The sequence below is a fragment of the Spirosoma sp. KUDC1026 genome (genome assembly GCF_013375035.1).
Taxonomy (GTDB): domain Bacteria; phylum Bacteroidota; class Bacteroidia; order Cytophagales; family Spirosomataceae; genus Spirosoma.
The window spans coordinates 4,844,268-4,870,290 of record NZ_CP056032.1 but is presented as its reverse complement, the minus strand read 5'-3'; the positions used below and the strand labels follow the sequence as shown (position 1 = coordinate 4,870,290).

Genomic DNA, 26,023 nt, shown 5'->3' with positions numbered 1-26,023 from the left:
GCGCAATTAAACTGGCCTTTCCGGATTTTATGAAATATAAAGATGGCGCCGGCCGATCAGGCAAAAAAAGCTTCTGAGCTAGGGTAAAAAATGACCGGCTTAACTGAGCCTGCTACGTTGTCTGACCGATCGAACTGCCTGCCTGCTTAATGAGTTAGGAGGCAATATATCAAGACAATGGCACAACAAAACCACCATACGGAGTACATTATCACCCAGCAGGCATACGACAACGCCTACAGCAGTTTACCGGAACAGGGTACCGACAATCAGATCGCTCAATCAACGAAAGTCGTGGCTAAGCAGTACCGGCTGAATGTGAGTAATACGGTCCACGCGGGCAAATGGAGTATGTGGGCGATCAGCGAAGAATCGTTCGAGTTTACCTGGCAGAACGGTGCCTGGCAGCCACCCCAAAACCTGGTTGTGCTGAAATAGACTGGCGACAATCGGTGAAAACTAATGTGGGTATATGATTTACCACATGTAGAAGTCATATCAGGCACCGTATATTCGATAGAAAACGTCAACACTGTCAACCTGCGTGGATCCGTCAATTAGTTGACTGCTGATACAGATAGGTTTTCCTGGAAATGTATTCGTAATCCCGTTGGGAAACTAAGGCTCGTTTTAGATAAGCGCATCGCTATACTAGATTCCCTGTATAGCGATGCGCTCAGTACGATTTGTGACGTTAATTCTGGCTATGGTTTGATGACAAACGCTTTTAATTCGGCCATTTTTCCGTCGCGAAATCACCATATATCGCAGTATAAATAGGTTGTCGTTCCTCCGCTTTCGTCCTTCAGATTGATGGTACCAACTGCGGTAACAAAATCGCCCTCGGCAATCAGGTTATCAACTATAAATATTGGCGGTTCTGCGTAGGCGGTTACCATCCACTGCCGAACCGCTTCCTTTCCCTGCAGGGTCTGCTCACCTACAAATACCCATTCGGTATCTTCGGTGCAGTGAGCCAGAAAACCCTCATTGTCGCCAGCCGTAACGGCCGCGTTTGCCTTTTCTAATGTTGCTTTATTAATCTCAATCATCTTCGTCTGGCGTTTAATCAAAGAATCTTTTCAATTAAGAGCCGGGAACAGCGGCTACGTTATTCCCGATCTACCACGGGCAAGTGGCTGGCTCCGGGAAATATTCTTCGCTGATAAACCGGCCACTCGGGCCGCTCTGATCAATCAGCGCATACTTCGCAATACGTTGCCCGGCTTCCTGAACGGTGCTTGTGCCCTGATGACCCGTAAAGTCGGTCTGGGTGTAGCCAGGACAAACCATGTTCACTTTAAACGGGCTGTTACGAAGCTCGTAGGCCAGGTTGATCGTGTACATGTTCAGGGCTGATTTGCTCGATTGATAAACCGCTAATTTGTTGTCGTAGCTGCTCCCCAACGTATCGGCCGCCAGGGTAAGCGAGGCCATTGCAGACGTTAAGTTAACAATGCGGGGTTCAGGAGCTTGCCGGAGCAGATCAATAAACGCCTGCGTAACCCGAACCACGCCGAACAGGTTGGTATCATATACGGCTTCGAATTGATCAATTGAGGCCGTCAGCGCCGACTGCGGAAATCCCCCTGAAATCCCCGCGTTGTTGACCAGTACGTCCAGGACCGGTGTTTTCTCGCCGATCAAAGTACGGGCTGCCTGAACTGATTCGGGATCGGTAACGTCCAGCTGGACGACTTCGACCTGATTAATGCCGTTCTTTTTAAGTGTTTCGGCTGCGGCCAGCCCACTTTCCAGATTGCGGCTCCCCAGATACACAAAGAATCCGTTCTGGGCGAGCTGTCTTACTACTTCCAGGCCAATACCTTTGTTGGCTCCGGTGACTAATGCTGATTTCATCCTGATAACGACGTTAAAACTACTCTGGCAAAAGTAGATAGCCCTAAACGGGTCGATAGGGACAAATCATCTCAATGTATGGACAAATTCTGCCGCTCCGCCAGAAAGGTACTGACGTTCTTGCCCGTTCTCTTTTTGAACAGCCGGGAGAAATAAGCTGGATCGTTGAAGCCCAGTTCGTAAGCCAGTTCTTTGATCGATGGGGCGGAGTACTGGAGTTTCCGCTGGGCTTCCTGGATGAGCCGGTTAGTGATCCACTCTTTCGGCGAAAGTCCCGAAAACTCTTTCACCAGAGTGTACAAACTGCCGGGAGTCATGGCCAGTTCGTCCGCAATGGTATGTACATCGTGCTGCTCGGTGAGGTGCGTTTCTACGGCCAGCTTGAAGGCAATGTACTTTGACTGCCTGGGATTGGCCGTAGCGCCGGACTGGTTATGGGCGAAATAAGCACTGTTAAACTCAGTCAACAACGCGTTTACATACGCCAGAATAACCGCAGCATGCTGCTGCTTGCCGGGCGTATGCACTAATTGAAACAAAATAGACAGGGTTGCTTTGACCCGCTGCCTGGCAGCCGGATCGAACGTAATGGCGTTTGTGTTGGCTGGATTGACCAGAAACGGGTAAGCCTGCGGCAGCAAAGACAGTGTATTCTCATCAAAGCTGATCTTATACTGTTGGTTGTTTTTGTCAGGGGCTGCATGCGCGAAAACCTGGTTGGGTAACCCAAAAATCACCTGGCTATCGGCAACCGTTCTGTCCTGAAAATCGATCTGACAGGTTTCCGACCCCCGGTCCATAAACATAAAATAGTAGTAGGCCAGCTTATGGGGCTGAAGCAGGGTTGGTAGGACAGCTTCGGGTAGTGGAATAGCACAGTTTTCATTGATCATGAGTGGAACCTGATCATGATGCCTGATTTTATCGAGTACTCCTTTGGTGTCCTGCACAGCTCGTTGGAGGCTAAATGTTTAGAAAGGACCAGATGGTGGGGCTTATCTCCCCTAAACAACATATTAACGCTCTCAACTGGCAGCTGAATTCAATTAGTTCAATGGGCTGTGATTTTACGCGGAGAAAGTCGGGGAGACAACGTACTGAGAGGCAGGAGCAGACACAAGTGCCTCGAAGAATAAAGATCTGTGCTTTACGTAAAAGAAAAGCCTTACCCTGGGCAAGGTAAGGCTGAAGAAACATAACAGACTATAAACGCCGATCCGGACGATTTATTGTGTACTGTGAATCATAATGAATCTTATTTTTCACTTTTTTGATTCACGCGGCTAGGTAAGATGCCCACGAACCTGACTGAATACCTATTTGTACCACGCGTCGAAAGCGGCTACTACGTCAGTCCATACGCTCGTGTTTGGCTTTGGGTCGGAATTTACCAACACCGCTACGTAGACTTCATTCTCGAAACCAAACAACCAGGCGCCGACTTCACCCGCGTTATTTGATGCAGGATAGCCCCCATTTTTCTCGATGTACTTAAGACCCGTACCGGTCATGATGTTCGCATTATCGTAGCCCAGTGTGTCCCGGCGCATGGCATCCGCCACATTTTTGGGGAGGATTTTGTACGTATGGTGCAAGGCGTTCATGAACGTTGCCATTTGCAGTGCTGACATATTCCAGCCGCGCTCAGCGTTAGTCAGACTCATATCGCCCCAGTCGGTACCGTTACCGTTGGGCGCTGCCCATTTGTAGCACAAGGCCGGATTGGCATCCGTGGGCTTGCAGGCCATGTTGGGAGCGATGCCAATTTTATCGAATACGTTGAGCTGGCAGTAGTTCATGTACGCATCGGTGTATTCCTGCGCCTGCTTCTGCTCGACCTCACTGATTTTCTGGGCGGATGCATTATCCGGCATTGGCGTAATGGAATAACCTCCGGCTACATTCGGAATCAGAAACCGCATGAGAGCAAAGTTCATATTCTGGTAGCTAAAGGTCAGCCGGGAGGAAGTAGCGCCTACGATCATGGCCGCCTTCAGCGACCCGTAGTCTGAGAGTACATTTTTGGGGAAGCCACTGCGCATGGCCAGTAGCTGCCGGAAGGTTATGGTTTTGATGCTGCTGTGCAGGGGCCAGTGTTTAGGAAGGTACGACCATACGGGCGAATCGACGCTGACATTTTTGGCGTTCAGGGCATGCAGCAGAGCCGCAGCCGTCACGGTTTTGCTGACGCTGGCAACGTTGATTTTGTCGCCAATGTCCATCTTGCGCTCCGGCGCATCGGCAGCCCGTCGAGCATTTCCTCCGGCACGGGAGGCTCGTAAGGAACCATCGGCAAAGACGACAATCTGGTATCCCATCACGTCGGGTTTAATGCGCGCTTCGATGTCATTGGCCAGGGCATCAACATCGAGTGTTGTTCCGTTTTTGCCAACGTCAGCGGTTGGCTGACAGGCATTCAATAAGGTAGCAAGAGCTGCTGCTGTAATGGCAGAACTAATAAATGATTTCATAGCTAGTGTGGTCTTTGTTTAACCGGAACAAAGCTAGCTAGGGATTCAGGGGTCAGACAAGCGCATAATCTCTTGTTATACAGACAGTTTTTACTGTTTTTCTGGCTGCGTAAAACTACGTTGGTTTTCGGTTGGCAATACGCTTCATTGATCGGAGTTCTACTCGCAGCTGACTTAAATAGCTACTTGCCGAGCCAGTCTTTGAAATCCGTCAGGCGATGGATGCTGACAAATACTTCCTGTCGGGTAGGGGGCTGTAGGTCCAGTTTTACCTTCCCCGCCGAATAGGTCTGGATATTCCGCAGGGCGCTACGGGCTACCAGAAACTGCCGGTTAACCCGAAAGAACTGCGATGGATTCAGCAGCCCCACCAACTGATCGAGACTGTAGTCGAGCGGCAGAAACTGGCCTTCTTTGGTCATTAGAAACGTAGCCTTCTCTTCCGAATAGAAATAAGCAATGTCGGTCGTTTCGACGCTGCGGATGCGGGTGCCGATGCTGACCATAAATCGCTCTTTGAACGTTGGCGGTGGCTCCCTGAACTGCTGCATCACGTGCATGAGCTGCGTCAGATCCGGACTAACGGCGGCACTACGTAGCGTCTTGTATTTATTGAGCGCGTTGATCAGTTCGTCTTCGTCAACCGGTTTGAGCAGGTAATCGATGCTGTTGACCTTGAACGCCTTGATCATATACTCATCGTAGGCCGTCGTGAAAATGATGGGTGCGGTTAGATTGATCTGATCGAAGATCGAAAAGGCCAGTCCGTCTTCCAGGTGAATATCCATCAGCACCAGGTCGAGCCCCGGCGCCGGGCTGTTGCTTTGCTTGGTAAACCAATCGACGGATTCGCGCACCGACGGGAGTTGAGCTAGTACCTGGATGGATGAGTCGTAGTTTTTCAGCATCCGTTCAAGCTGGCGGGCAGAACGGGCTTCGTCTTCAATGATAAGTACGTTCATGGGTAAAGAGAGAAAGAGCGAAAGAATGAAAGAGCGATGGTTGACATGTGAAACCGTTTTCGGTAAGGAGCGAAGTCATCTGGATGGTATCGCTCTTTCATTCTTTCGCTCTTTAAGTTAAAAGGGGAATGTTTACGATAAAGGAATTCCCCTCCTGGCTGACCGTGACGGGTTGGTCGGTGAGGAGGGTATAGCGGTTGACAATGTTCCGGAGGCCTACGCCGGTCGACGGTTCGGGCTGATCTCTCGCCTGAATAGGGTTTTCGACAACCAGCCAGTCACCCTGCGTGTAGATACGTACCAGGAGCCGCTCCTGAAGCGACATGCGGTTGTGCTTCACCGCGTTTTCAACGAGCAGCTGTAACGTGAGTGGCGCAATCCAGTACCGGAGCTGGTCTTCCGGGGGAACGTCAATCTGCACCTCGAACTTATTCTCGAACCGGATCTGGAGCAGGAACGTGTAAGCCTGAATAAAGTCGAGTTCGGTTTTCAGAAGCACCTTGTCCTGATCACGTTGTTCCAGAATGTAGCGGTATGCTTTGGACAGTCGTTTGATGAACTGTTCGGATAGGTTAACGTCCTCGTGAATGAGGGAGGTCAAAATGCTCAGGCTGTTGAAGAGGAAGTGCGGGCTTAGTTGATTTTTTAACGCTTCGAACTGACTCAACAGGGCTTCTTTCTCCAGTCGCTCGGCCTTCAATTGCACATCCCGGAGCTGCTGAAACGCCCGCATGCTAATGGTCAGGTAAAATGCGGACAGCATAATGACGACCGAAAAAACGTTGTGAGCCCGCTCAATATACGTCAGCACCTCGGGCGTGAAGGGTGACGGTTTTGACTGGGTTGCTGATGGTGGCCAGATCAGGTGGATGACGAACGCAATGGCGTCGAGCACCAGGTGAAGCGTCTGGGTAAATAGCAGGGCCAGAACAAGTGAAACAACAAAGGTCAGGAAAAAGGATTTGCCGTTGAGTTCCGTTAAAAAATCGTTGCCCAGCCAGCGACTCAGCTGTCGCTGGCACCAGTCGGCTACGGTGATGCTGACGTAATATAGACCCAGATTGATGAGCACAAAGACAGCAATGAAAGGCAGAATATGAATAATAGCCGACCAGCTACGGGCCGAATCCGGCAGGTTGATGTAGAGCAATAAAGGCGTAAAAAGGCCCAGCAAATACAGGGCGATCTGCCACTTTTGAGCCGAGGTAAGCCGAGTTTGCATAAAAGCAGGTTAGAGCGTAGCGGTAAAGTTACCCGTCAGGGGGCAGTAAGGAACGAAAGCCGTATAGGGTTGTCCGACTACTCACTGCCGAAACTGTCGAAACCGGCATTCACGCCGGTTTCGACAAGCAATCTATACAGGGCTTTGGCACGTGATTCTTAGTCCTGCACGACGAAGCTCACGTTCGGATTGGCCTGCACCACAAACGTTTTGGTCAGCGTCTGGTGGTTCGTGTTCAGCGTCAGCTGATACATTCCCGTGCCCAGGTTGGAAATATCGAACTGCTGCTGTAAGCCTTTCTGAAGCGACACGGTCGTGTTGTACAGCACATGCCCGTTGGCATCCCGGATCGACAGGTCGCCCTTGTCCTGAGCTGGCTGAACGTAGAGTTTAATTTTCTGGTCGGTTGTCATAACCAGATGCGTTGCTGAAACGGTTGGGTTGACATCAGCTGTGTGAGCAAACGATGCGGTTCCGGCTACCAGACCCAGCATCAGCGTAAGTACTTTTTTCATGGCTTGTATTGGTTGTTTGTTTTTCTCGTTTGAGCGATCCGGCGGGCTGACTACCTGTCATTTCGTCGTTTCGATGAGTCAAAGTTGCACGGACAAACACGGGCCTGAAAACCAAAGACGATGAGCGTTCGAGTTGGCTGGATGAGTGTATTTTTTGGGGGATGAATGATGGACAGGAATACGTCTACTTGTCGTATTTCCCTGTTGTTCCAATCAGAAGGCGTGGTTAGAATGACTAGAGCACAACCTTTTGGGAAGCAGAGCAATACCACAAAAGAGCTTCTGCATGAAAAGAATCGGAATCATCCTGGGTTTTATCTGGCTCTGCCAGGTTGGTTTCGCCCAAACGACGATACGTGTGGTCCTGGAAGGGAAGCTCAACGGGCAGACCTATCTGGAATACGTAGACCGCTTCGGCAACAATCAGCTTACGATTTTAACCCCTTATCATCGAGAGGTACAGTGGTCAACCGACCAGCCTATCTTCTTGCGGGATGCTGACTACCGAAGTCAGGCTGTGTATTTCCTGACGCCTGGTACATCATATACCTTGACCAAAGGAACCAACCGCTTTCTGACGGCCAAAACGTCGGCGCGTGAGGCCGACGCCGTCGCGAATTGCCATCAAATTTACCTGGCGGCTCAACCGGCTCAGGAAGATGGCCAAGAGTATTTACTGGGTCCTGTCTACAGTAAGCTCACGTTTGCGCAACGGGCTGATCGACTACGGGAGCGTTACCAGAGTCGTCTGGCTTTTCTGAATCAGTACGCCCAGCAGCACCACATAAGTTTACCGCAATTGAACCCCTGGAGGGACTACTTTTTTTATCAGTATACTCGTGGATTACTGTTTCATCCGCCGGTTCAGATTCCCCGTGATTCGGTCAATAAGTACGTCCGTCTCTTTCAGGATGACACCAAACTGTACATTCCTGACTATCGAGCCGCGGCTACACGTTTAGTTCAGGTCATGAGCAGTGCCCCGTCGGGTACGATCAACTTTTCTGCTGCATATCAGTCCGCCATTCGTTCATTGACCGGAGCCACCCGCGATTACGTGCTGTTTGATCTGATGAAACTCCTGAGCCAGTCCAAACAGGACAAATTGCCGAATCCTGACTTTGACCTAGCCCTGGCTACCCGCCTGCTTCCACAATTCAAGGTTGACTGTCAGCAGGCATCGTACGTTCAATACATTGACGAGTTGATCAACGTGGCCACGGCAGCGCGCAAACCCGTTCCGAACGAGACGAAATTACGTGATGCGTCAGGACGTTTGCTAACCTGGAACGAGCTGTTGGCCGCTCAGCGGGGACGCGTCGTCTACGTAGATTTCTGGGCGAGTTGGTGTGCGCCCTGCCGGGCGGAGTTACCCGCATCGCACCAGCTACGTAACGCGCTGCCTGATAAGAAGATAACGTTCGTTTACGTGTCGATGGACGAAGACCCCAACGCCTGGTCAAACGCTGTTCGGCAGGTGGGACTGGCACAGGCCCCCAGCTATCTGCTAACCAACTCTTTTCAGTCTGCGTTGGCCAAACGGTACCAGATGAAAGCAATTCCTCGTTACTTACTCTTCGATCAGAAAGGCAAACTGGTTTCGGCAAATGCGAAGCGCCCCAGCAACAAGTTGCTGCGGGCTGAACTGGAACGTTTGATGCAATAGCTTGGTCTGCGCTAACGCCTTCCGAATCACGAGTAAAGCCGCTGCGTCGGGCTAACCGATTCATGCTTTGTGCGTAAAATGATCGGCTTTGCCAAAGTCCAGCCTAACTTTGTCCGATTACCGACCTTCCGCAATTTTATGGACGCTCTGGACGATACCGACAAGAAACTCCTGCGCCTGCTCCAGCAGGACGCCAAGCTGACTACGAAAGAGCTGGCTGCTCAGCTGGGACTGACGCTCTCGCCCGTTTATGAGCGAATCAAACGGCTGGAAGGTCTTGGCTTCATCAAACAGTACGTAGCGGTGCTGGACAAAGGCATGCTGGGGCAACCCATCACGACGTTCTGCCAGGTGTCTATGCGCTACCACGACAAAGCGTTCATCGACAAGTTTGAGGAGGAAGTACAAAAACTGGAAGAAGTACAGGAATGCTACCACATGGCCGGTCAGGTTGATTTTCTGCTCAAAATCCACGTGGGTAGCCTGAGCGATTACCATGATTTCGTGAAGTACAAACTGTCTCAGATCGAGAACATCGGCGTGCTGAACAGTACGTTCGTGCTGAAGGAAATCAAGCACAATCTGGGATACCACATTCCCGAATAAGGTATCCGCTACACATTGATGCGGGGCAGCGACCAGTTGTTGCGGATGGCGAGCAGGCGAAAGATGGTGATCGTGCCAGCCGAAACGATAAAGTTCAGCGTGGGATCAATCTGCATCGACCAGCCAATCTGGTAAACAATGACGCCGGCCAGGCAGGGCGTAGCATACAGCTGCCGGTCGAAAATAACCGGCAAATCGTTGACCAAAGTATCCCGAATAACCCTACCGAAGAGCGCTGAGATAATGCCCAGCAGCATAGCCGCCCAGTTGTTAACGCCGTGTGCCAGCGCTTTCTGCATCCCGAGAATAGCGTAAATGCCAATCCCCAGCGTATCGAAAAGCAGCAGGGGGCGGTGCAACAGACCCAGCCACCACTTCCGGCAGAAGACGGCCACGACAACGCTGGCAATAATGACGATCAGGTAGTTAGGGTCGCGAATCCAGGCAATCGGATACGCTCCCATGATGATATCGCGAACTGTTCCACCGCCGATGGCCGTCAGAAACGCGACGAAGAATATACCGAACAGATCGTGGTACATTTTTTTGCGCAGGGCCGAGAGCGCGCCTGAAATAGCAAAAACACTCGTGCCGACTAGGTCGGTCAGATACCAGATGGTCATGGTGAGCGAGCGCCAGCTTGAAGCACTCGCTACAAAAATAGGCCAGTGAATCCGCGTCTCCAGCGTCAACTGGCAGAACATGAAACAAAATAGCTTCCGGAGACCTCTCGAAATTTTTTAGGGTATCTGTCTATGGATGCTTTTTGCCGTATATTTAGCCTGTTGAAAGCCTGATTGTACTTATAAAATTTTGCAACAAGTATGAAGTATGGAATAAGTTTACTTGGAGGGGTATTGATAATGCCACTGCTGTTGTTTGGGCAGGCAAAGAAAGTTAAGTCTACCGATAGCCGGCTCGACAAGCTCAAAGCCGAAGCCGTGGCCGCCGTCGAAGCCAACAAAGTACAGGCGCAGCAGATCAACGATATGTTGTTCAGCTTCTCCGAACTGGGTTTCCAGGAGGAAGAGTCATTCAAATATCTGACGAATCTGCTCGAAAAAGAAGGGTTTACAGTACAGAAAGGAGTTTCGGGTATTCCGACGGCCTGGATCGCTACGTGGGGATCAGGCAAACCGCTGATCGCTGTTGGGTCGGACATTGACTGCATTCCGAAAGCCAGCCAGAAACCCGGTGTTGCCTACAAAGATCCGATTGTGGAAGGGGCACCCGGCCACGGCGAAGGCCACAACTCCGGCCAGGCGCTCAACATCGTGGCGGTGCTGGCGGTCAAAAAATTGATGGAACGCGAGAAAATTCCTGGTACGCTGATGCTCTGGCCCGGCGTTGCCGAAGAACTCGTCGGCACCAAAGCGTTCTACGTACGGGATGGCTATTTCAAAGATGTGGACGCCTGCATTTTTACCCACGTCGGTAACAACCTGGCCGTGTCGTGGGGCGACAACGGGAATAACGGTCTGGTATCCGTAAAATTCAATTTTGAAGGGCAGGCGGCTCACGCGGCCGGTGCCCCCTGGCGCGGACGTAGTGCCCTGGATGCCGTCGAGCTGATGAACATCGGCTGGAACTTCCGGCGCGAACATCTCGAACTAACCCAGCGCTCGCACTACGTTGTGTCGGACGGGGGCGATCAGCCGAACGTAGTGCCGTCGAAAGCGGCTGTCTGGTACTACTTCCGCGAGCGAACCTATCCCAAGATCAAGAAACTGTTCGAGACGGGCGTGAAGATTGCCGAAGGGGCGGCCATGATGACCGATACCAAATTCACCTATGAAATTCTGGGGTCGGCCTGGCCGGTACATACCAATCGTCCGATTGCGGCTGCTATGTACGACAACATCAAAAAGGTGGGTCTGCCCACCTGGTCGGATGACGACCAACTGCTGGCCCGGGCCTCGCAGCTGGAGCTACAGGCGCCCAAAGCCGAAGGGCTGGCCATGAAACTGGATTCGGTTGGCTTGCCTACCTCGTCGGCTCCGGTGGTGATGATGGGTGGTCAGGCCATGACCCCGATGGGCGGTGGCTCCGATGACATTGCCGACATCTCGTGGTCGCTGCCAACGGTGGTGTTACGTTACCCCAGCAACATTCCGGGACTACCGGGTCACCACTGGGCCAACGCGATTTCGATGGCCACGCCCATCGCGCACAAAGGAATTGTGGCTGGGGCAAAGGCCGAAGCCATGACGCTGCTGGACATGCTCATGAAACCCGAGATCATCAAGGAGGCCTGGGCGTATTACAAAGATGAGCAGACGAAAGATATCAAGTACGAGCCGCTCATTACGTCGAAAGAGAAGCCTGCTATCTATCTCAACCAGAAGATCATGGCCGAGTTCAAACCGAAGCTGGAGCCATTCTACTACGATCCAGGCAAATACAAAACGTACCTGGAACAACTGAAAATTACGTACCCAACCGTGCGTGACGATCAGCGGGAAGCGGTGAAAAAACAGATTGCCAAAGAAAAATCGACGGCGGCTAAGCTTTCCTCGTCGCGGTCGGGCGAATAATTTCCGACTATCCTCATACCAGCAGGCGCAGCAACACGATGGGAGTTTTCTCATCACGTTGCTGCGCTTTTGCGTAAGTAGCGTAGCGTAACATGTTCACTATAGGTTGATGGTTGAGCTGTTGGTATTGGTAGACGATAAGACGGCGCCTGACGAGGTACTGACAATGAATTGAACAGCCAAGAACCAGGACAATAAAAAGAGGGTACCAGCAAACGCCAGTACCCTCTACCATTCTATTATCTATGAGTTGTTATTAAAAGTTTGGGTTCTTGGTGGTTACGCTGGATGGTGTAGGATTTAATATTGCTTCATCTGCCGGTACATCCCAGTAATCAAGGAAGTTGTAGTTAATCGTTACGTTCTTGTTGACCGCACCGGCTGACGTTACGACGGTATTACCGTAGCTGCCACCACCATTCGCAATGTCGTACGTCCATCCCCAGCGACGACTGTCGTAGAAGGCAAGTCCGCGGCTGAACAGTGATACCCGTCGTTCGCGCGTCAGCTCGGTCAGTGCTTTGGCCAGCGTCAGGCTGGTGCCCGCTACGGCAGCAACGCCCGCGCCCTGGTAAGTACGAACGGCATCAACCGATTTCAGGCCCGTCTCGATGTTGTTCAGGCGCATATTCGCTTCGGCCATCATCAGCGTGTTCTCCTCGTAGCTACCAGCGATGTACAATTCATAAGCACCCACGGTCCGGCTGCCGTACACATACACACCTGCGGCACCATTTCCTCCATCGATCAGGTTATACCGCGTGGTATATATGTAATTGTTCTTGTACGTGGTAGCCGTGCCGAAGTTGTTAGACAGGCGCTTGTCGCCCGCGTTGAAATTCTGAATAAACCGCTCGCTGATCTTGAACGTCGTGCCGCTGTTTGGTCCGGTTGTCAGCGAAGCTACGGTTCCGCCGGTGGCAGAGAAGAATGAGTTAGCCGCCGTGCTACGACCCGTAAACACTTTGTCGCCCGACTGAATTCCGTTGGTAGTCAGCGTCAGAACCGTATTCCAGTCGGCCGCTGTCATCGCTGTGGTCGACGACTTCGTAATCGTTGCGTTCGGATTGCTGTTGACAAACGGAGCCAGTTTGTTGACCAGAATATTTCGGGCCAGCATCGTATTGATGTTCCGTTTCCACATGTCCACTGTTGGAATACCACCGTGACCTACCTGGTTAGCCGCCGGAATTAACTCGCCCAGGACAGTCTGGTAATCGGTGTCACTAGTGATGCTTCCCAGCGTCGTAGCGGCCTTGTTAAAATACGTGTTCGACTGGTTGATGATGGCATCATGCAGCACGTAGTTGCCATTTGTTGTACCGGCCGCATCGTTGATCAGACCGGCGTAGTACATCGAGCCGATTGACGCGTAGGCGTAGCCTTTCCACCAGTACGCCCAGGCTTTGACCGTATTGACCCGTGAGGCTGCATCCCCGGCGAACTTGATCCCGTCGACCAGGCTCAGCACCTGGTTACAGGCATTGTTCAGGGCGTACATATTCAGCCATTGGTAATAGAGCGGGTTGTTCCCTGCACCGGTAGCCGCCCGACTGTTGTACGACCGAATAATGCCGATTTGGGGAGAGGGATTCGTGACTTTGGTGCCGTCGTCCAGAATAATGTAGTCTGGCTGACCGATGGTGGTTACCTGGTTATTGGACGCATCAGCGCCGACCATGTCGCCCATCAGTTCGCTGTAGCCCCAGGGCAGTGAGAAGTAGCTGTCTCCCAGCCAGCCGTCGCCGTTGGCGAAACCGTTGATGTAAACGGCCCCCTGTGCGAAATCGATCAGGCCGATTTCCGTGTTGATGTTGGCCGAAACCGTTGGGGCGTTGGGGTTACCAACGTCTAACTGGTCTTTGCAGGAGACTGCACCCAACAGGAGAGTCGTTAAACAAACGGTGGTGAGAAATTTATTGGTATTGCCGAGTTTCATGGTTGCAAAAGAGTTGAATAGATTAGAATCCAATGTTCAGGCCGACCTGATACGACTTCGTGTTGGGCAGGGTGCTGTGGTCTACACCCCGGTCGAATGACGAGTTAGAGGTACCCGAACTGATTTCCGGATCATACCCGGTGTACTTGGTCCAGGTCAGGATGTTCCGGCCCGTCAGCACCAGCTGGCATTTGTTGAGGTAGGGCAACTTAACGACCTTAGCCAGATCGAAAGCCAGCGAAATATTACGCAGCCGTACGAAGGAAGCATCTTCCAGGAAGTAATCTTTGGTGGCGTTGTTGCCAGCGCCCCGCAGGCTACCCCACAGGCCGTAGTAGGCGCTGGACCAGTAAGCCGAATACGCACCCGTTTTGCCGTCGATAGTTACCGGCTTGCTGAAATCGCCACTGATGCCATCCCGGTACATCCACTCTTTCGTTTGGTTATAAAGGTGGCTACCGTACACCCAGTCAAACTGGAAGTTCAGGGTCAGGAAATCCCGGAAACTAACTCCGTTAATGAACGACGCGTTGAATTTTGGGTTAGGGTTTGCCAGCGCGTAGGTTTCGTTCGTAAACTGAATCTGATACGTTCGTTTGTCGACCACCCGGCCATCAACGAGGGTGTAGTTGCCTTCGTTAGCTGCCGTGATGTACCGCTGGCCTTCCTGGTTGGTATAATCCAGGCTCGTCAGCGCCTTGTAGCCGTAAATCTGTCCAATCTGCTGACCAGGCGTCAGTACCAGCGCCGTGCTACCCGCGTTTGATGTCAGGATAATGTCGGCACCGCCCGAGATGGCGTCGATTCGAGAAACCTGATGGCCGAAGTTCGTCGTGAAATCCCATTTCAGGTTTTTGGAATTGTAAACAGGCAAGGTCAGCGAGAATTGAACCCCATTTGACGACATGTTGATAGCGTTGGTTAACTGACCTGTCGAACCGGTGGATGGCGGTACGCTGACCGTATAGATGACGTTCTCGCTCTTGCGCTTCCAGTAAGTGAATGAGCCTGAAATTGCGCTCAGCCATGCCCGGCCAGCGTTACCGCCTACCGTGAAGTCTGTACCCATTTCCAGTTCTTTTGATACTTCTACCTTCAGGTTGGGGTTGTTATTGGTCGTTGGAACCGAGTAAACCAGTCCTGAGCCCAGGTTCTGCTGATTCAGCACCGGATACCGGTCAAAAGCACCCGGCTGAATACCCGCTTCACCATAGGCCGCCCGCAGTTTAAAATAAGGGACGTAGTTGGTCAGTGTGCTGTTCTTGAAGAACGACAGCGGTGCGATATGGCCGTCGAAGTGCGGGAACGTGAATGGGGTAGAGCCACCGCCAAACGCCGACGACCAGTCGCTCCGGAAACCTGCTGTTACGCCACCATAGTCGCCGAAATCAACTTTCTGGTTGACCAGGTAGCCGTACGTAACGAATGGTTTTACGTAGTCTAACGCTACCGCCTGCGAGGACGTCGAGCTGATGTTATACGGTGGCGCCAGGCCCAGCCCTAAACCATACGTATCATACTCGGAGTACTTGTTCTTACGATAGTCGAACGAAACCTGCGTACTGGTCTGGACAGGAACATTGATGTGAAAATCGTTCTGGAAATCAGTACGGATGTAGGCTGTTCCCAGGAAATTCTGGAAAGTCGTGTTGTACTGATAGTTGTCGATTTCTCCCTTGTTGTTGGGCGCGTAGTTGCTCGAATACGTATTGTAGTACGCCGAGTTGGTATTGCTCGACTGGTTATAGTACGTCCAGCGGGCGTTTTCTGTCCGGTAGTTGATGCCGTATTTGGCGTCCAGTTCCAGAAACTTGTTGATCTTATAATTGGCGTCGAAGTTCTGAAGAACGTCAATCTTGTTGTCCAGCCCGTCCGTGTATTGCAGGTTGTAGTACGGGTTACTGGCGTTGATACTCACGAAGTCGGCTCGCTGGATACGTGGATAGTTACCGTCGGGTAATTTCGCTGTTAGGTCAAAGAAAGGCGACGTGTTCAGGAAGCCATACACCGAACCGATGTTCCCAAGGGTGTTCCCCTGACCGTAGTACGTGCCACCGGCTGCACCCAGACCTGGCTTCATCGTGTTTTTGGTGTACACCAGCTGCGTTGTCGATCGGATGGTGAAGCCCTTGAACAGTTCGGTACCCACGTTGGCCGAGAGGTTACTGCGGTCAATGTAGCCATTCTTCAGGATGGGTGTTACATTGTGGTTATTGGCCACCGAGATGTTGAAATCGCTTTTTTCCGAAGCTCCTGATACGTTGATCGTATTATTGGTTGTCGTTCCAGTCTGGAATACCTGCTTAAAATGATCGTAGTATTTCAGGTTGGCGTTGTAGGGCTTACTGGCGTCGTTGCGGATGTCCTGGATGGCGTACCGCGTAGCACCGCCGTACTGATACGAGATACCAGTCAGCGAACCCAGGTCATTGATTGACAGAATCTTGCCCGTTGCGTCAACGATGTTGTTGTTGGCATCGGTTAGGTAGGGGTGCAGCTCGGCTTTGTGGACGTTCCCCGTGTTGAGGAACTCGTTCGTCGAATAGCTGGTCGTGTAATTAACCGACACCCGGCCTTTCTTGCCTTTTTTGGTGAATATCTGGATCACCCCGTTGGCACCCTGTGCGCCGTAAATCGAGGCCGACGCAGCGCCCTGGGCCACTTCAATACGGTCGACATTGCTCAGATCGAGCGAGTTGATATCGGTAGCGGCTACCTGTACCCCATCAACCATGATCAGCGGTTTGGTACCACCTTGCACCGAGTTGATGCCGCGCAGCAGAATGTTGACGGGGTCGCCGGGATTACCACTGACCGACGAGATTTGTGCACCGGGAATCTTACCGATCAGGGCCTGGTCAATTGAGGCCTGGGGCGTCTGGGGCAGGTTCTTACCCGAAACACTTTCTACGGCAATACCCAGCTTGGCCTTGCTTGTTTCCACACCGCTACCCGTCACGACGACTTCGGTCAGGAGCTGAGAGTCAGACACCAAACTCACGTTCAGTTCGGATTCGTTCCCGATTCTGATTTCCTGGGTTTTGACCCCTACGTAACTGAATACCAGCACAGCCCCTTTATTGTCTGGAATAGTTAGGTCGTAAATACCGGCCGCATCTGTTGTTGCGCCCCGGGTTGTTCCTTTAATGACAACCGATACGCCGGGCAGGGGGGCGCCATCTTCGGCTGACGTAACTTTACCAATGATTCTCCGCCCCTGCGCCCAGGCCGTAAGGCCGGAAGTGCATATCAGAAGCAGGCTAAAGAGTAAGAATTTCCTCATGAGTTTAAACAAAATTGTATTTTGGTAAGAAATGAATTGGGTAAGTACAATTACAGGTGTTATTGATTTGATTAATAGGTAGCAAGTAAAATATCATTTGTATAAATGATATTTTGACAAATCTAAATTCCGATTATTTGCTTTTTAAGGCCCAAACATATTTTTAATTGTATTTTAAATGTTATAAAGAGTAAGTAATAGCTACTGGTGGTATCTACGTAAAACAGATCAGCTGCATACAGCTCAGGCGGTAATAGGTACAACTGGAAGCCTTTTTTAGGGGATATATGATGAGTATAGGCGTATGACAACCAATTACACCCAGACGGAAAATACGTACCAGACCACCTGCTGCATTGTGGGCGGTGGCCCCGCCGGTATGATGCTTGGTTTCCTACTGGCTCGGGCGGGGGTAGCTGTTACCGTACTGGAAAAACACGCTGATTTCCTGCGCGATTTCCGGGGGGATACCATCCACCCGACTACGCTGGAACTCTTATATGAGCTTGGGCTGATTGACGAATTTCTGCAGCAGCCTCATCAGGAGCTGCACCGGGTCAGTCTGGCGGCTGGCCCCCGCGTGGTGCCAATGGCCGAGTTTTCGGATCTGCCGGTACACAAACCATTCATTGTCTTTATGCCGCAGTGGGACTTCCTGAATTTCCTCAGCGCAAAGGCCAGACAATTTCCCTCGTTTACGCTCCTGATGGAAACCGAAATGACTGACCTGATCTCAACGGGTGGGAAAATAACGGGTGTGCGGGCATCGTCGCCCACAGGGGAGGTTATTATCAGGGCCGATCTGGTAGTCGGCACCGACGGACGTCATTCGCGGGTGCGGGAGAAGGCCGGTATGATCGTTCAGGATTTCGGCGCTCCGATCGACGTACTCTGGATGCGGATCTCTAAAGATACGGCCCTGACGGAGCAGGCACTCGCGTATGTGTACGGTGGAAAATTTATGGTGCTCATCGACCGGCACGACTACTTTCAATGTGGTTACCTCATCCCTAAGGGACAGTTCAACGCCGTCAAACAGCAGGGCTTGCCCGCGCTGCAGGAAAATATTCTTAAACTGGCTCCCTTCGTCGGGGAGTACGTCCGTGAACTTGATTCCTGGGATAAAATCAGCTTGCTGACCGTTAAAATTGATCGGCTGAAGAAATGGTACCGGCCGGGTTTGCTATGCATTGGCGATGCCGCCCATGCCATGTCGCCCGCCGGGGGCGTTGGCGTGAATCTGGCTATTCAGGATGCCGTGGCTGCGGCCCGTTATCTGGCGGGACCGCTGCAGAAAGGGAATGTTAGTGATACCGTTTTCGAGCGAATCCAACGGCGTCGAACGTTTCCGGTACGGGTCATTCAGCGGGCGCAGATTTTTGCTCATCGGTACATTGCTAACGCGGAGGGCGGGTCAATTCCGCCATTTGTTTTCTGGCTGATGGACCACGTACCGGCGCTGCGTCGGCTCATCGGGCGCATGGTCGGGATGGGGCCGCGCCCGGAATTTATTCAGGATCGGCGCCGGTAATCAGCCGAGGGCATAACTGGAAGCAGAATAGACGTAACAGGCTGAAAATCTAGCCGGAAGACATGGTAAAATAATATCAGTTTTCGCGAAGGCGGCACGGAGTGGATGAGAGCGATTCGTGTATTTTTGGTTGAATAGCTTTGCCGCGCCTAACCCATTCCTGCTGATGCATTCGCTCTTTCGCTCATTCATTCATTGTTACCTGACCTAATCCATTCGCTACGATGCTCAAACGATTACGCTTTATCCAACTAAAAACCGTACTAGCGACCGTCATTACATTCCTGACGTATCTATCGACGACCGCTCAGCCCAGACCTGCCCCCCTCGCCAACGTCAACCCGCAGACCAGCGATGTGCATTTCCTGATGACGCAGTACAGCGCCGATCGGGGCAGCCTGAACCGATTTTATACTATTGAAAACTCGCCCGAGCGCCGGGAACGGTTTCAGAAGCTGAATACCGACTACCTGCAGCAGCTTGAAAAAATGAATTTCAACCAGCTCTCCGTCGATAGTCAGGTGGATTACGTTCTGTTTCAACGGACCATCCAGGTCGACCAGCGCGAACTGGCCGAGGAAGCGGCTGAGGTTGAAAAAATTAAGGCCTGGTTTCCGTTTGCCGACAAGTTCTACACCCTGGAAAAACTTCGTCGGCGGGGTACGACCATGAACGGCGAACAGGTCGCCCGCGATCTGACGCTCTGGGGCCGTGAGATCGCCGAAGCGCGTAGAGCCGCCGAGAAGCTGGATAAGATCGATCCGGCGCTGGCCCAGCGGGCAGAAGGTACGGCCAACGGGCTCCGGGCAGCTCTGAAAAGCGTCTATGAGTTCTACAATAACTATGATCCCCTGTTTACGTGGTGGGTACCCGAGCCATACCGCAAAACCGATAGTCTGCTGGCGGGCTACGCAGCCCTTTTTGGTAAAAAAGCCAAGGTACCCCCACCAGTCAAAGAAGATGGCAGCGGCATTGTTGGGGTGGCTGTTGGCCGCGACGCTCTGATGCAGCAACTGGCGTTCGAATACATACCGTACTCGCCCGAGGAACTGATCGAAATTGCCAACAAGGAGTTTGCCTGGTGCGACCGCGAACTGTTGAAGGCCTCCCGCGAGATGGGTTTCGGCGACAACTGGAAAGCCGCGCAGGAGAAGGTGAAAAACAGCATCGTTCCGGTAGGGAAACAGCCGGAGCTAATTCTGCGCCTGTACAATGAATCCATCGCGTTTCTCAAGCAGAAAGACCTGATCACGATTCCGCCCATTGCCGAGGAGACCTGGCGCATGAACATGATGACAGCCGAGCGGCAGAAGGTGAGTCCGTTCTTCCTGGGTGGCGAAACGATTCTGATTTCGTACCCCACGCCGAGCATGTCGCACGAAGACAAGCTAATGAGCATGCGGGGGAATAACCCTCATTTCTCGCGGGCAACGGTGCATCACGAACTCATCGCGGGGCACCACCTGCAGGGGTTTATGAACAACCGCTACAAGACGTATCGTCGCTTCCGGACGCCGTTCTGGACCGAAGGCTGGTCGCTCTACTGGGAAATGGTACTGTGGGATATGAACTTCCCCCAGTCGCCCGAAGATCGGATCGGGATGCTGTTCTGGCGGATGCACCGCTGCGCCCGAATCATTTTCTCGCTCAACTACCACCTGGGTAAATGGGGACCGCAGCAGTGCATCGACTTCCTGGTGGATCGGGTAGGGCACGAACGCGCCAATGCAGAAGGCGAAGTACGCCGGTCATTCGTGGGCGGCTACGAACCGCTGTACCAACTAGCCTACATGACGGGTGGCTTTCAGTTCTACGCTCTGAAAAAAGAACTGGTCGACAGCGGCAAGATGACCTATAAACAGTTCCACGACTCGATTATGCAGATGAACTCGATGCCTGTCGAACTGATCCGCGCTATCCTGACAAATCAGAAACTCGACCGGGATTTCAAAACGAAGTGGCGCTTCTACGCCATCGATGCGAAGAAATAATTGGCGATCGATAACTGCGGGAAGACTCAAGCCGAAAGAGGCATAACCCTATGTCTTTCGGCTTGGGTCTTCCCGCAGTTGTTGGTATTTTTTCGATGCACATTACCTTTAGTCAACAACCTGATGACAACATCCCGACGTTCTTTTTTGGACAGGAGTACCCGAAGTGGCCTGGCCCTGCTCTCAACGAGTGGGTTACCCGCCGGTGCATTTTCTATTGAATCGAGTACCCCGGCCGCTACGTCTTCGCGGATCAAACCCGATCACGTCGTGCGGTCGTTGCCGGAAAATATGGTCTATGGCTACTTCGGCGCCGACGTGCCGCCTGTGGCCAGAGTAAAAGACGGAGACGTAGTGGAAATTCAGACGGTTAATCCATCGGGGGTTAGCCGGACGAATCCAGAGGAGTTTTATCAGAAAAATAACCTGCCCATCGATTCACACGCGCAGGAGGTGATCGCAATCATGAAGACTGTGAAACCCGAACCATCTGGCATCCGGGGACATATGCTGACGGGGCCAGTGTACATTGAGGGGGCTGAACCGGGTGATAGTCTGGAAATTCGCATTCTGGATCTGACCCTCCCGGCCGACTTTGGGGTCAACAGTGTCTGGCCGGGCGGGGGCGGCATTCCTGATGCCGTCAAAACGCGTGAGACATTCGTGTACCGGTACGACAGCAAACGGAAAACTGCTACGCTGGTGGATGGCGTATCGGTTCCGCTCAAGCCATTTCTGGGCGTTATGGCTTTATCGCCCCCGGCTGACATGGGTCGCCAGAGTTCGATCCCACCCAATTTTTTCGGCGGTAATCTGGACATCAAGCACCTGACCAAAGGCACCACACTGCATCTGCCCGTATCGGTCGCTGGTGGGTTATTCACAACCGGCGATGGACACGGAGCGCAGGGAAATGGGGAGGTGAGTGGCGTTGCCATTGAAACGGCCCTGACACTGACTGCCAGGTTTATCGTGCACAAAGGCAAATCGCTGAAGAGCCCCCGCGCCGAAACGCCGACGCACTTTATTGCCGTTGGGCTGGATAAGGATCTAAACAAAGCCATGAAGAACGCGTTGTCCGAAGCCGTTACGTTCATCAGTACTGAACTGGGCTTTACGTTCAATCAGGCGCTTTCGATCGCCAGCACCGCCGTCGATTTTGAGGTGAGCCAGGTCGTTGACCAGACCCTGGGTGTTCATGCCATGATTCCGAAAGCCATTTTTACAAAAAAGAAGTTTGAGTATTGGACGTAGGATTTTCAGGGGCTGGAGGAAGAATCGGGTCTGTTCTTCTGTTATCTACCACCCCCTGCCCCCTCCTAGAAAATTAGGAGGGGGAGGTTATAAGGTCACTTCTGCTTGTTCCCCTCCTGTTGTAGGAGGGGCTAGGGGTGGTAAGAGCAAACACTTATAAGATTAGGGGGTTAGATGGACTGCACATGGATTAGTATAGTCAGCCGGCTGTTTACTTTTGTGGACGTGTACTACGGGCCGGTATCTGTCGACAGTGGCCCGATTAGCCAATAAACGAACCAATGAATTTCCTACGCACTGCGCTTCTGATGAGCCTGATCGGCTGCCTGGCAACACCCCTCTGGGCGGCTAAGGTTGATACCGTTACTACCTATAGCGAGTCGATGAAAAAGAATATCAAAGCGGTGGTAATAACGCCCGATAATTACGCGAAGGTTCGTAGTTTGCCGGTGGTTTATCTGCTGCATGGCTACAGCGGTAATTATGCAAACTGGATTAAGAAAGTCCCTGCCTTGAGTCAGGCTGTCGACACGCAGGAGTTGATTATTGTCTGCCCCGACGGTGATTATTCCAGCTGGTACTTCGATAGTCCCGTCGACTCGACATCCCGCTATGAAACCTACGTAGCCCGCGAACTGGTAAACTGGATCGACAGTCGTTACAAAACCATCCGCGACCGGTCGGGGCGGGCCATTACGGGGCTTAGCATGGGTGGACACGGGGCTCTTTATCTGGCGTTTCGGCACCAGGAGATGTTCGGGGCGGCCGGGAGTATGAGTGGCGGGGTCGACATCCGGCCATTTCCCAATAACTGGGAGATTGCTAAACGGCTGGGTACGTATGCAAAGGAACCGGAAAACTGGGAACGGAACACGGTCATCAATATGCTCTACATGCTGACGCCGAACGCCTTATCACTGATCATCGACTGCGGAACGAGCGACTTTTTTTACCGGGCCAATACGAACCTGCACGAGAAACTACTGGAGCGTAACATTGCCCATAGCTTCATCAGCCGACCCGGCGCTCACGACTGGAATTACTGGAGCGACGCCATTACGTACCAGCTCCTGTTTATGCGGCATTTCTTCGAGCAGCCGACCATTAAAAAGTCATGATGCGGATAAGCGCAGTGGAGCACCGGAGCAGGTCGAAACGTATTTGAGGCTGGTGAAAACAGCTTTTTCGGCAACTATGCCAGAGTAATTAAGGGTGCGGACTCAAATCCTGGCATAGCTGCCGAAAGGCTTGTGGAAATATGTGTGTAATTGGTACTAACCCATCAGCTGGCTTTCTTCATTTGGTCGATAGCGCCCCAGCCTTCCGGTGTGATGCCCATAATCTCGGTTGCCACACCTAGCCTGTGGTAGGTGTCAAAGAAAGCCATCCGGGCAATGGGATGGTCTACTTCACTAATCTGTTTATACCCTTGTTCGCGCAGGTCACTGGTAACCCGGTCAAACTCGTCAACCGGCAACCGAAAGGCAAGATGCTGCGTGCCACCGGCTGGGTACCGGTCGAGGTAATCCTGGAACATGCTTTGGCCGGAAACAGGCTGGATAAGCTCGACGAACGTACCGCCGTTATACGTCTGGGTAGTCAGCCATTCGCCCACTACGATCTGGCCGTAATACGTCATGCCGATATCCTGCGCGCGAACATGCTCGGGCTCGGGAAAACCAGCAATGCCTAACGCATTCGATAGAAACTGTACGGCCGCGTGGATGTCGGGGACTACCCAGCCGATTTGCGCCAGCTCAAGTCCGGCGACAGGGTTATTGGTGCTGCTCATAGTTCGTTGAGTCGTCGTTCGTCAGCGGTTTATTGAGTGGGTTCCCATAGTTCAATACTATTGCCCTCCGGGTCTAGTATATGGACGAACTTACCGTAATCGTACGTTTCTATCTGGTCGATGATCGTTACGCCGTCGATTGTCAGTTGCTCAACCAACGCAACCAGATCATCCACCCGGTAATTGATCATAAAGTCCTTTTTCGACGGCTCGAAATACTGAGTATCTCGCGCAAACGTGTTCCAGGTGGTAGAACCGGTTTTACCCGGATCATCGGATTGCTGCCAGTCGAAGGTGGCACCGTATTCGCTACTATCGATTCCCAGGTTTTTCGCATACCAGCCTCTCATTTTCTGAGGATCATCGCATTTGAAGAAGATGCCGCCAATACCGGTTACTTTTTTCATAGGGGTGATTTAGTCATTGTGAAAATAAAACATAGGCCCCCGCCAAAAAGGCAACGTCTGCACGGGGTATGATGCAATAGCGCCAATCAGGAAAGCCCCACGCCTGCCTTAACGAATAAGTTGCTGGAAAGAAAAGTCAGGGTGGCGCATGTCTACTTCGTTCGCACCTGATTGACGTTGTGCTTCTGTGGCATAAGCTACCATTTTTTGTTCATACTCGTTGAGAGATGCCTGCATACTTTCGTGGTTTTGCTGATAAGCTCTCGAATAAAACCAAGGCATCCATCAGGCCGGTATTTACGCCCTGACCAGCGAAGGGCGGCTTTCACCGGAAGGGAGATCGAGCAGATCAAACACGGTCCAGGAAAACACCAGACCTAAATGACTTCCAGTTGATTCTTTGTGTAAAAAAACAACGGACCTTAAAACTCGACCGTTGTACGCCAACGTCTTTTTTTGTTGTACCAAAAGCTTGTAGTGCCTGGGTAAATTCCTGAAAAGGTCGGATTTTACGCAGCGTGCCGATCAACGGTGGGGCGAATTGGGGAGCGATAGGGGCGGATACCTGCGCAGCATTACGTAAGGCAGGCCTGCCGTGTCGTCAGGGGGGATACAATCGTTTCATTGGGGGTGTGTAGCAGGAATCTGCAGGGCACAAACATAGAATTAATCTGTCCTAACCATCCCGTAAAGCCAAACATCGGCATGGATTTACCGGTTAAATTAAGTAACAGAGACTCTACGCTTATGAAAACAATTCAATCAGTAACAGCTACACTTTTAATGCTGGCCGTACTCAGCTCATGCTCGCCAAAGATGCAATTTCAGAATTCATCTATTGTGCCAGGTGCCTCAGGAAACGTAACCGTGAAGCAGGACAAAAACAAAAATTATACTATCCATTTGGATGTGGTCAACCTGGCACCGCCCGATAAGCTGGATCCGCCCCAGAATGCTTATCTGGTCTGGATGGAAAGTGACAACAACTCACTAAAGAAATTAGGCCAGATTACCACTTCGACGGGGCTGTTCTCCAAGACGTTCAAGGCCGATCTGACGGTGGTAGAAACGGTAAAACCCGACCGCGTTTTTATCACGGCCGAGCGCAGTTCCGATACCCAATATCCTGATGGGCCTGTTGTGCTGACAACCAAGCGCTAAACGTCGTCGGGTCATACAACAGATTTCCCAGATGCGGTAAGCCATGATCGATTGTACAACACGTAATCGTTGCCCTTACCGTAGTAGAGAGAAACAAAAAGCGCTGTGCTGGCGGGATAATCCCGCTGCACAGCGCTTCTGATTGTATAGCAGCCTGTTACGCTGGTCGGCGTAAAACTAGCTCTGCTTATTGAACTCGCCAGCGGCTTTGATTTCGATTTCGTCGCCAACAACGGCGGTGTTTGACGAACCTACACCAAAGTCGCTCCGTTTCAGCGTACCGCTGAGTTTCAGACCAGCTTTGTCCTGTTTGCCACGTGGGCTGTCCATTGTAACGGGTCCGGTCAGGACGGCATCCAACGTAACGGGTTTAGTTACCCCGTGCATCGTCAGGTTGCCCATCAGTTTGTATTTCTTACCCTCTACTTTCTGGAAAGACGTGCTTTTAAAAGTCAGCGTTGGATACTTGGCGGTATCGAACCAGTCGGCGGTTTTTAGGTGACCGTCGCGCCGTTCGTTATCCGTGTCAATGCTGTTCACGTCGGCGGTCAATTCAAGGACGGCATCCGACAGATCGGGTTTCGACGAAGTGATCTTGGCGTCGAACGTTTTAAAATTGCCGTCTACGTCGGTCAGCATCATGTGCGTAACACCAAAGCCAACTTTGGCGTGGGCTTTGTCTACGTTCCAGGTTGTTTGCGCATTGGCTGTCGTGATAGCCAGCAGGGTCGCGACAGAAAAAAGGAGTGACTTCATGTGTATGATTGGAATTGGATTGGGTAAAAATACTGAAATAGGTAAAATCTGCAACATCTAAACATCTGTTATC

23 protein-coding genes are annotated in these 26,023 nt (G+C 51.9%); 9 read left to right on the top strand and 14 right to left on the bottom strand.

The features are described 5' to 3' along the window. Window positions 1-177 precede the first annotated feature (177 nt). Window positions 178-438 carry a hypothetical protein gene (locus HU175_RS20385; RefSeq protein ID WP_176568330.1) on the top strand — a complete coding sequence of 87 codons (261 nt, stop codon included), beginning with the start codon at window positions 178-180 and terminating at the stop codon, window positions 436-438. 317 nt (window positions 439-755) lie between these two features. On the opposite strand, the gene HU175_RS20380 is transcribed toward HU175_RS20385, so the two are convergent. From HU175_RS20380 to HU175_RS20350, 7 genes are all read right to left on the bottom strand, one after another. Beyond that, window positions 756-1,052, bottom strand: coding sequence for a nuclear transport factor 2 family protein (locus tag HU175_RS20380; protein WP_176568329.1), 297 nt, complete (start codon window positions 1,050-1,052; stop codon window positions 756-758). 70 nt (window positions 1,053-1,122) lie between these two features. After that, window positions 1,123-1,860, bottom strand: coding sequence for an SDR family oxidoreductase (locus tag HU175_RS20375; protein ID WP_176568328.1), 738 nt, complete (start codon window positions 1,858-1,860; stop codon window positions 1,123-1,125). A gap of 71 nt (window positions 1,861-1,931) precedes the next feature. Further along, window positions 1,932-2,810, bottom strand: a complete 879-nt coding sequence (locus HU175_RS20370) for a helix-turn-helix domain-containing protein (protein WP_176568327.1) — start codon at window positions 2,808-2,810, stop codon at window positions 1,932-1,934. A gap of 366 nt (window positions 2,811-3,176) precedes the next feature. Further along, window positions 3,177-4,331: a serine hydrolase domain-containing protein gene (locus HU175_RS20365; protein WP_176568326.1), complete on the bottom strand. Its 1,155-nt coding sequence runs from the start codon at window positions 4,329-4,331 to the stop codon at window positions 3,177-3,179. Between the two features lie 182 nt (window positions 4,332-4,513). Beyond that, window positions 4,514-5,293: a LytR/AlgR family response regulator transcription factor gene (locus HU175_RS20360; protein ID WP_176568325.1), complete on the bottom strand. Its 780-nt coding sequence runs from the start codon at window positions 5,291-5,293 to the stop codon at window positions 4,514-4,516. A 112-nt stretch (window positions 5,294-5,405) separates the two neighbouring features. After that, complete coding sequence (locus HU175_RS20355; protein ID WP_176568324.1) at window positions 5,406-6,515, bottom strand: sensor histidine kinase; 1,110 nt, start codon at window positions 6,513-6,515, stop codon at window positions 5,406-5,408. A 158-nt stretch (window positions 6,516-6,673) separates the two neighbouring features. Next, the gene (locus HU175_RS20350) at window positions 6,674-7,030 is read right to left on the bottom strand and encodes a T9SS type A sorting domain-containing protein (protein ID WP_176568323.1); all 357 of its coding nucleotides are present in this window, start codon (window positions 7,028-7,030) and stop codon (window positions 6,674-6,676) included. Window positions 7,031-7,316: 286 nt separating this feature from the next. Between HU175_RS20350 and HU175_RS20345 the strand changes: the two genes are divergently transcribed. Then, on the top strand, window positions 7,317-8,696 hold the full coding sequence (locus tag HU175_RS20345; RefSeq protein WP_176568322.1) for a TlpA family protein disulfide reductase: 1,380 nt from the start codon (window positions 7,317-7,319) through the stop codon (window positions 8,694-8,696). 78 nt (window positions 8,697-8,774) lie between these two features. Further along, window positions 8,775-9,302, top strand: a complete 528-nt coding sequence (locus tag HU175_RS20340; RefSeq protein WP_228724437.1) for an Lrp/AsnC family transcriptional regulator — start codon at window positions 8,775-8,777, stop codon at window positions 9,300-9,302. Window positions 9,303-9,310: 8 nt separating this feature from the next. Here HU175_RS20340 and HU175_RS20335 read toward each other — a convergent pair whose 3' ends face one another. Next, window positions 9,311-10,006, bottom strand: a complete 696-nt coding sequence (locus HU175_RS20335) for a trimeric intracellular cation channel family protein (protein WP_317167760.1) — start codon at window positions 10,004-10,006, stop codon at window positions 9,311-9,313. Between the two features lie 120 nt (window positions 10,007-10,126). On the opposite strand from HU175_RS20335, the gene HU175_RS20330 reads away from it, so the two are divergent. Beyond that, entirely contained in the window at window positions 10,127-11,836 is a 1,710-nt protein-coding gene (locus HU175_RS20330; RefSeq protein WP_176568321.1) for an amidohydrolase, read from the top strand. Between the two features lie 256 nt (window positions 11,837-12,092). On the opposite strand, the gene HU175_RS20325 is transcribed toward HU175_RS20330, so the two are convergent. Then, on the bottom strand, window positions 12,093-13,775 hold the full coding sequence (locus HU175_RS20325) for a RagB/SusD family nutrient uptake outer membrane protein (protein ID WP_176568320.1): 1,683 nt from the start codon (window positions 13,773-13,775) through the stop codon (window positions 12,093-12,095). A 22-nt stretch (window positions 13,776-13,797) separates the two neighbouring features. Beyond that, on the bottom strand, window positions 13,798-17,058 hold the full coding sequence (locus tag HU175_RS20320) for a SusC/RagA family TonB-linked outer membrane protein (protein ID WP_176568319.1): 3,261 nt from the start codon (window positions 17,056-17,058) through the stop codon (window positions 13,798-13,800). Between the two features lie 304 nt (window positions 17,059-17,362). Here HU175_RS20320 and HU175_RS20315 point away from each other — a divergent pair, with 304 nt between their 5' ends. The 4 genes from HU175_RS20315 to HU175_RS20300 all read left to right on the top strand — a co-directional run bounded on the left by HU175_RS20315 (window position 17,363) and on the right by HU175_RS20300 (window position 22,952). Beyond that, on the top strand, window positions 17,363-18,589 hold the full coding sequence (locus HU175_RS20315) for an FAD-dependent oxidoreductase (protein WP_176568318.1): 1,227 nt from the start codon (window positions 17,363-17,365) through the stop codon (window positions 18,587-18,589). A 224-nt stretch (window positions 18,590-18,813) separates the two neighbouring features. Next, entirely contained in the window at window positions 18,814-20,580 is a 1,767-nt protein-coding gene (locus HU175_RS20310) for a DUF885 family protein (RefSeq protein WP_176568317.1), read from the top strand. A 123-nt stretch (window positions 20,581-20,703) separates the two neighbouring features. Next, window positions 20,704-21,834, top strand: coding sequence for an acetamidase/formamidase family protein (locus HU175_RS20305; protein WP_176568316.1), 1,131 nt, complete (start codon window positions 20,704-20,706; stop codon window positions 21,832-21,834). Between the two features lie 281 nt (window positions 21,835-22,115). Continuing rightward, on the top strand, window positions 22,116-22,952 hold the full coding sequence (locus tag HU175_RS20300) for an alpha/beta hydrolase (RefSeq protein WP_176568315.1): 837 nt from the start codon (window positions 22,116-22,118) through the stop codon (window positions 22,950-22,952). 164 nt (window positions 22,953-23,116) lie between these two features. Here HU175_RS20300 and HU175_RS20295 read toward each other — a convergent pair whose 3' ends face one another. From HU175_RS20295 to HU175_RS24990, 3 genes are all read right to left on the bottom strand, one after another. Continuing rightward, window positions 23,117-23,626: a VOC family protein gene (locus tag HU175_RS20295; RefSeq protein WP_176568314.1), complete on the bottom strand. Its 510-nt coding sequence runs from the start codon at window positions 23,624-23,626 to the stop codon at window positions 23,117-23,119. 29 nt (window positions 23,627-23,655) lie between these two features. Further along, window positions 23,656-24,033: a VOC family protein gene (locus HU175_RS20290; RefSeq protein ID WP_176568313.1), complete on the bottom strand. Its 378-nt coding sequence runs from the start codon at window positions 24,031-24,033 to the stop codon at window positions 23,656-23,658. Window positions 24,034-24,141: 108 nt separating this feature from the next. Next, a complete protein-coding gene (locus tag HU175_RS24990) occupies window positions 24,142-24,270 on the bottom strand; it encodes a hypothetical protein (RefSeq protein WP_255433056.1) in 129 nt (42 codons plus the stop codon). A gap of 579 nt (window positions 24,271-24,849) precedes the next feature. On the opposite strand from HU175_RS24990, the gene HU175_RS20285 reads away from it, so the two are divergent. After that, on the top strand, window positions 24,850-25,194 hold the full coding sequence (locus HU175_RS20285) for a hypothetical protein (protein WP_228724223.1): 345 nt from the start codon (window positions 24,850-24,852) through the stop codon (window positions 25,192-25,194). Window positions 25,195-25,371: 177 nt separating this feature from the next. Here HU175_RS20285 and HU175_RS20280 read toward each other — a convergent pair whose 3' ends face one another. Then, entirely contained in the window at window positions 25,372-25,950 is a 579-nt protein-coding gene (locus HU175_RS20280) for a YceI family protein (protein ID WP_176568311.1), read from the bottom strand. Window positions 25,951-26,023 lie beyond the last annotated feature (73 nt).

Excerpts from the sequence above, each read along its gene's own strand:
- HU175_RS20385 (WP_176568330.1), top strand. The coding sequence starts at position 178 with ATGGCACAACAAAACCACCATACGGAGTACATTATCACCCAGCAGGCA.
- HU175_RS20380 (WP_176568329.1), bottom strand. The coding sequence starts at position 1,052 with ATGATTGAGATTAATAAAGCAACATTAGAAAAGGCAAACGCGGCCGTT.
- HU175_RS20375 (WP_176568328.1), bottom strand. The coding sequence starts at position 1,860 with ATGAAATCAGCATTAGTCACCGGAGCCAACAAAGGTATTGGCCTGGAA.
- HU175_RS20365 (WP_176568326.1), bottom strand. The coding sequence starts at position 4,331 with ATGAAATCATTTATTAGTTCTGCCATTACAGCAGCAGCTCTTGCTACC.
- HU175_RS20360 (WP_176568325.1), bottom strand. The coding sequence starts at position 5,293 with ATGAACGTACTTATCATTGAAGACGAAGCCCGTTCTGCCCGCCAGCTT.
- HU175_RS20355 (WP_176568324.1), bottom strand. The coding sequence starts at position 6,515 with ATGCAAACTCGGCTTACCTCGGCTCAAAAGTGGCAGATCGCCCTGTAT.
- HU175_RS20350 (WP_176568323.1), bottom strand. The coding sequence starts at position 7,030 with ATGAAAAAAGTACTTACGCTGATGCTGGGTCTGGTAGCCGGAACCGCA.
- HU175_RS20345 (WP_176568322.1), top strand. The coding sequence starts at position 7,317 with ATGAAAAGAATCGGAATCATCCTGGGTTTTATCTGGCTCTGCCAGGTT.
- HU175_RS20340 (WP_228724437.1), top strand. The coding sequence starts at position 8,775 with ATGATCGGCTTTGCCAAAGTCCAGCCTAACTTTGTCCGATTACCGACC.
- HU175_RS20335 (WP_317167760.1), bottom strand. The coding sequence starts at position 10,006 with ATGTTCTGCCAGTTGACGCTGGAGACGCGGATTCACTGGCCTATTTTT.
- HU175_RS20330 (WP_176568321.1), top strand. The coding sequence starts at position 10,127 with ATGAAGTATGGAATAAGTTTACTTGGAGGGGTATTGATAATGCCACTG.
- HU175_RS20325 (WP_176568320.1), bottom strand. The coding sequence starts at position 13,775 with ATGAAACTCGGCAATACCAATAAATTTCTCACCACCGTTTGTTTAACG.
- HU175_RS20320 (WP_176568319.1), bottom strand. The coding sequence starts at position 17,058 with ATGAGGAAATTCTTACTCTTTAGCCTGCTTCTGATATGCACTTCCGGC.
- HU175_RS20315 (WP_176568318.1), top strand. The coding sequence starts at position 17,363 with ATGACAACCAATTACACCCAGACGGAAAATACGTACCAGACCACCTGC.
- HU175_RS20310 (WP_176568317.1), top strand. The coding sequence starts at position 18,814 with ATGCTCAAACGATTACGCTTTATCCAACTAAAAACCGTACTAGCGACC.
- HU175_RS20305 (WP_176568316.1), top strand. The coding sequence starts at position 20,704 with ATGACAACATCCCGACGTTCTTTTTTGGACAGGAGTACCCGAAGTGGC.
- HU175_RS20300 (WP_176568315.1), top strand. The coding sequence starts at position 22,116 with ATGAATTTCCTACGCACTGCGCTTCTGATGAGCCTGATCGGCTGCCTG.
- HU175_RS20295 (WP_176568314.1), bottom strand. The coding sequence starts at position 23,626 with ATGAGCAGCACCAATAACCCTGTCGCCGGACTTGAGCTGGCGCAAATC.
- HU175_RS20290 (WP_176568313.1), bottom strand. The coding sequence starts at position 24,033 with ATGAAAAAAGTAACCGGTATTGGCGGCATCTTCTTCAAATGCGATGAT.
- HU175_RS24990 (WP_255433056.1), bottom strand. The coding sequence starts at position 24,270 with ATGCAGGCATCTCTCAACGAGTATGAACAAAAAATGGTAGCTTATGCC.
- HU175_RS20285 (WP_228724223.1), top strand. The coding sequence starts at position 24,850 with ATGCAATTTCAGAATTCATCTATTGTGCCAGGTGCCTCAGGAAACGTA.
- HU175_RS20280 (WP_176568311.1), bottom strand. The coding sequence starts at position 25,950 with ATGAAGTCACTCCTTTTTTCTGTCGCGACCCTGCTGGCTATCACGACA.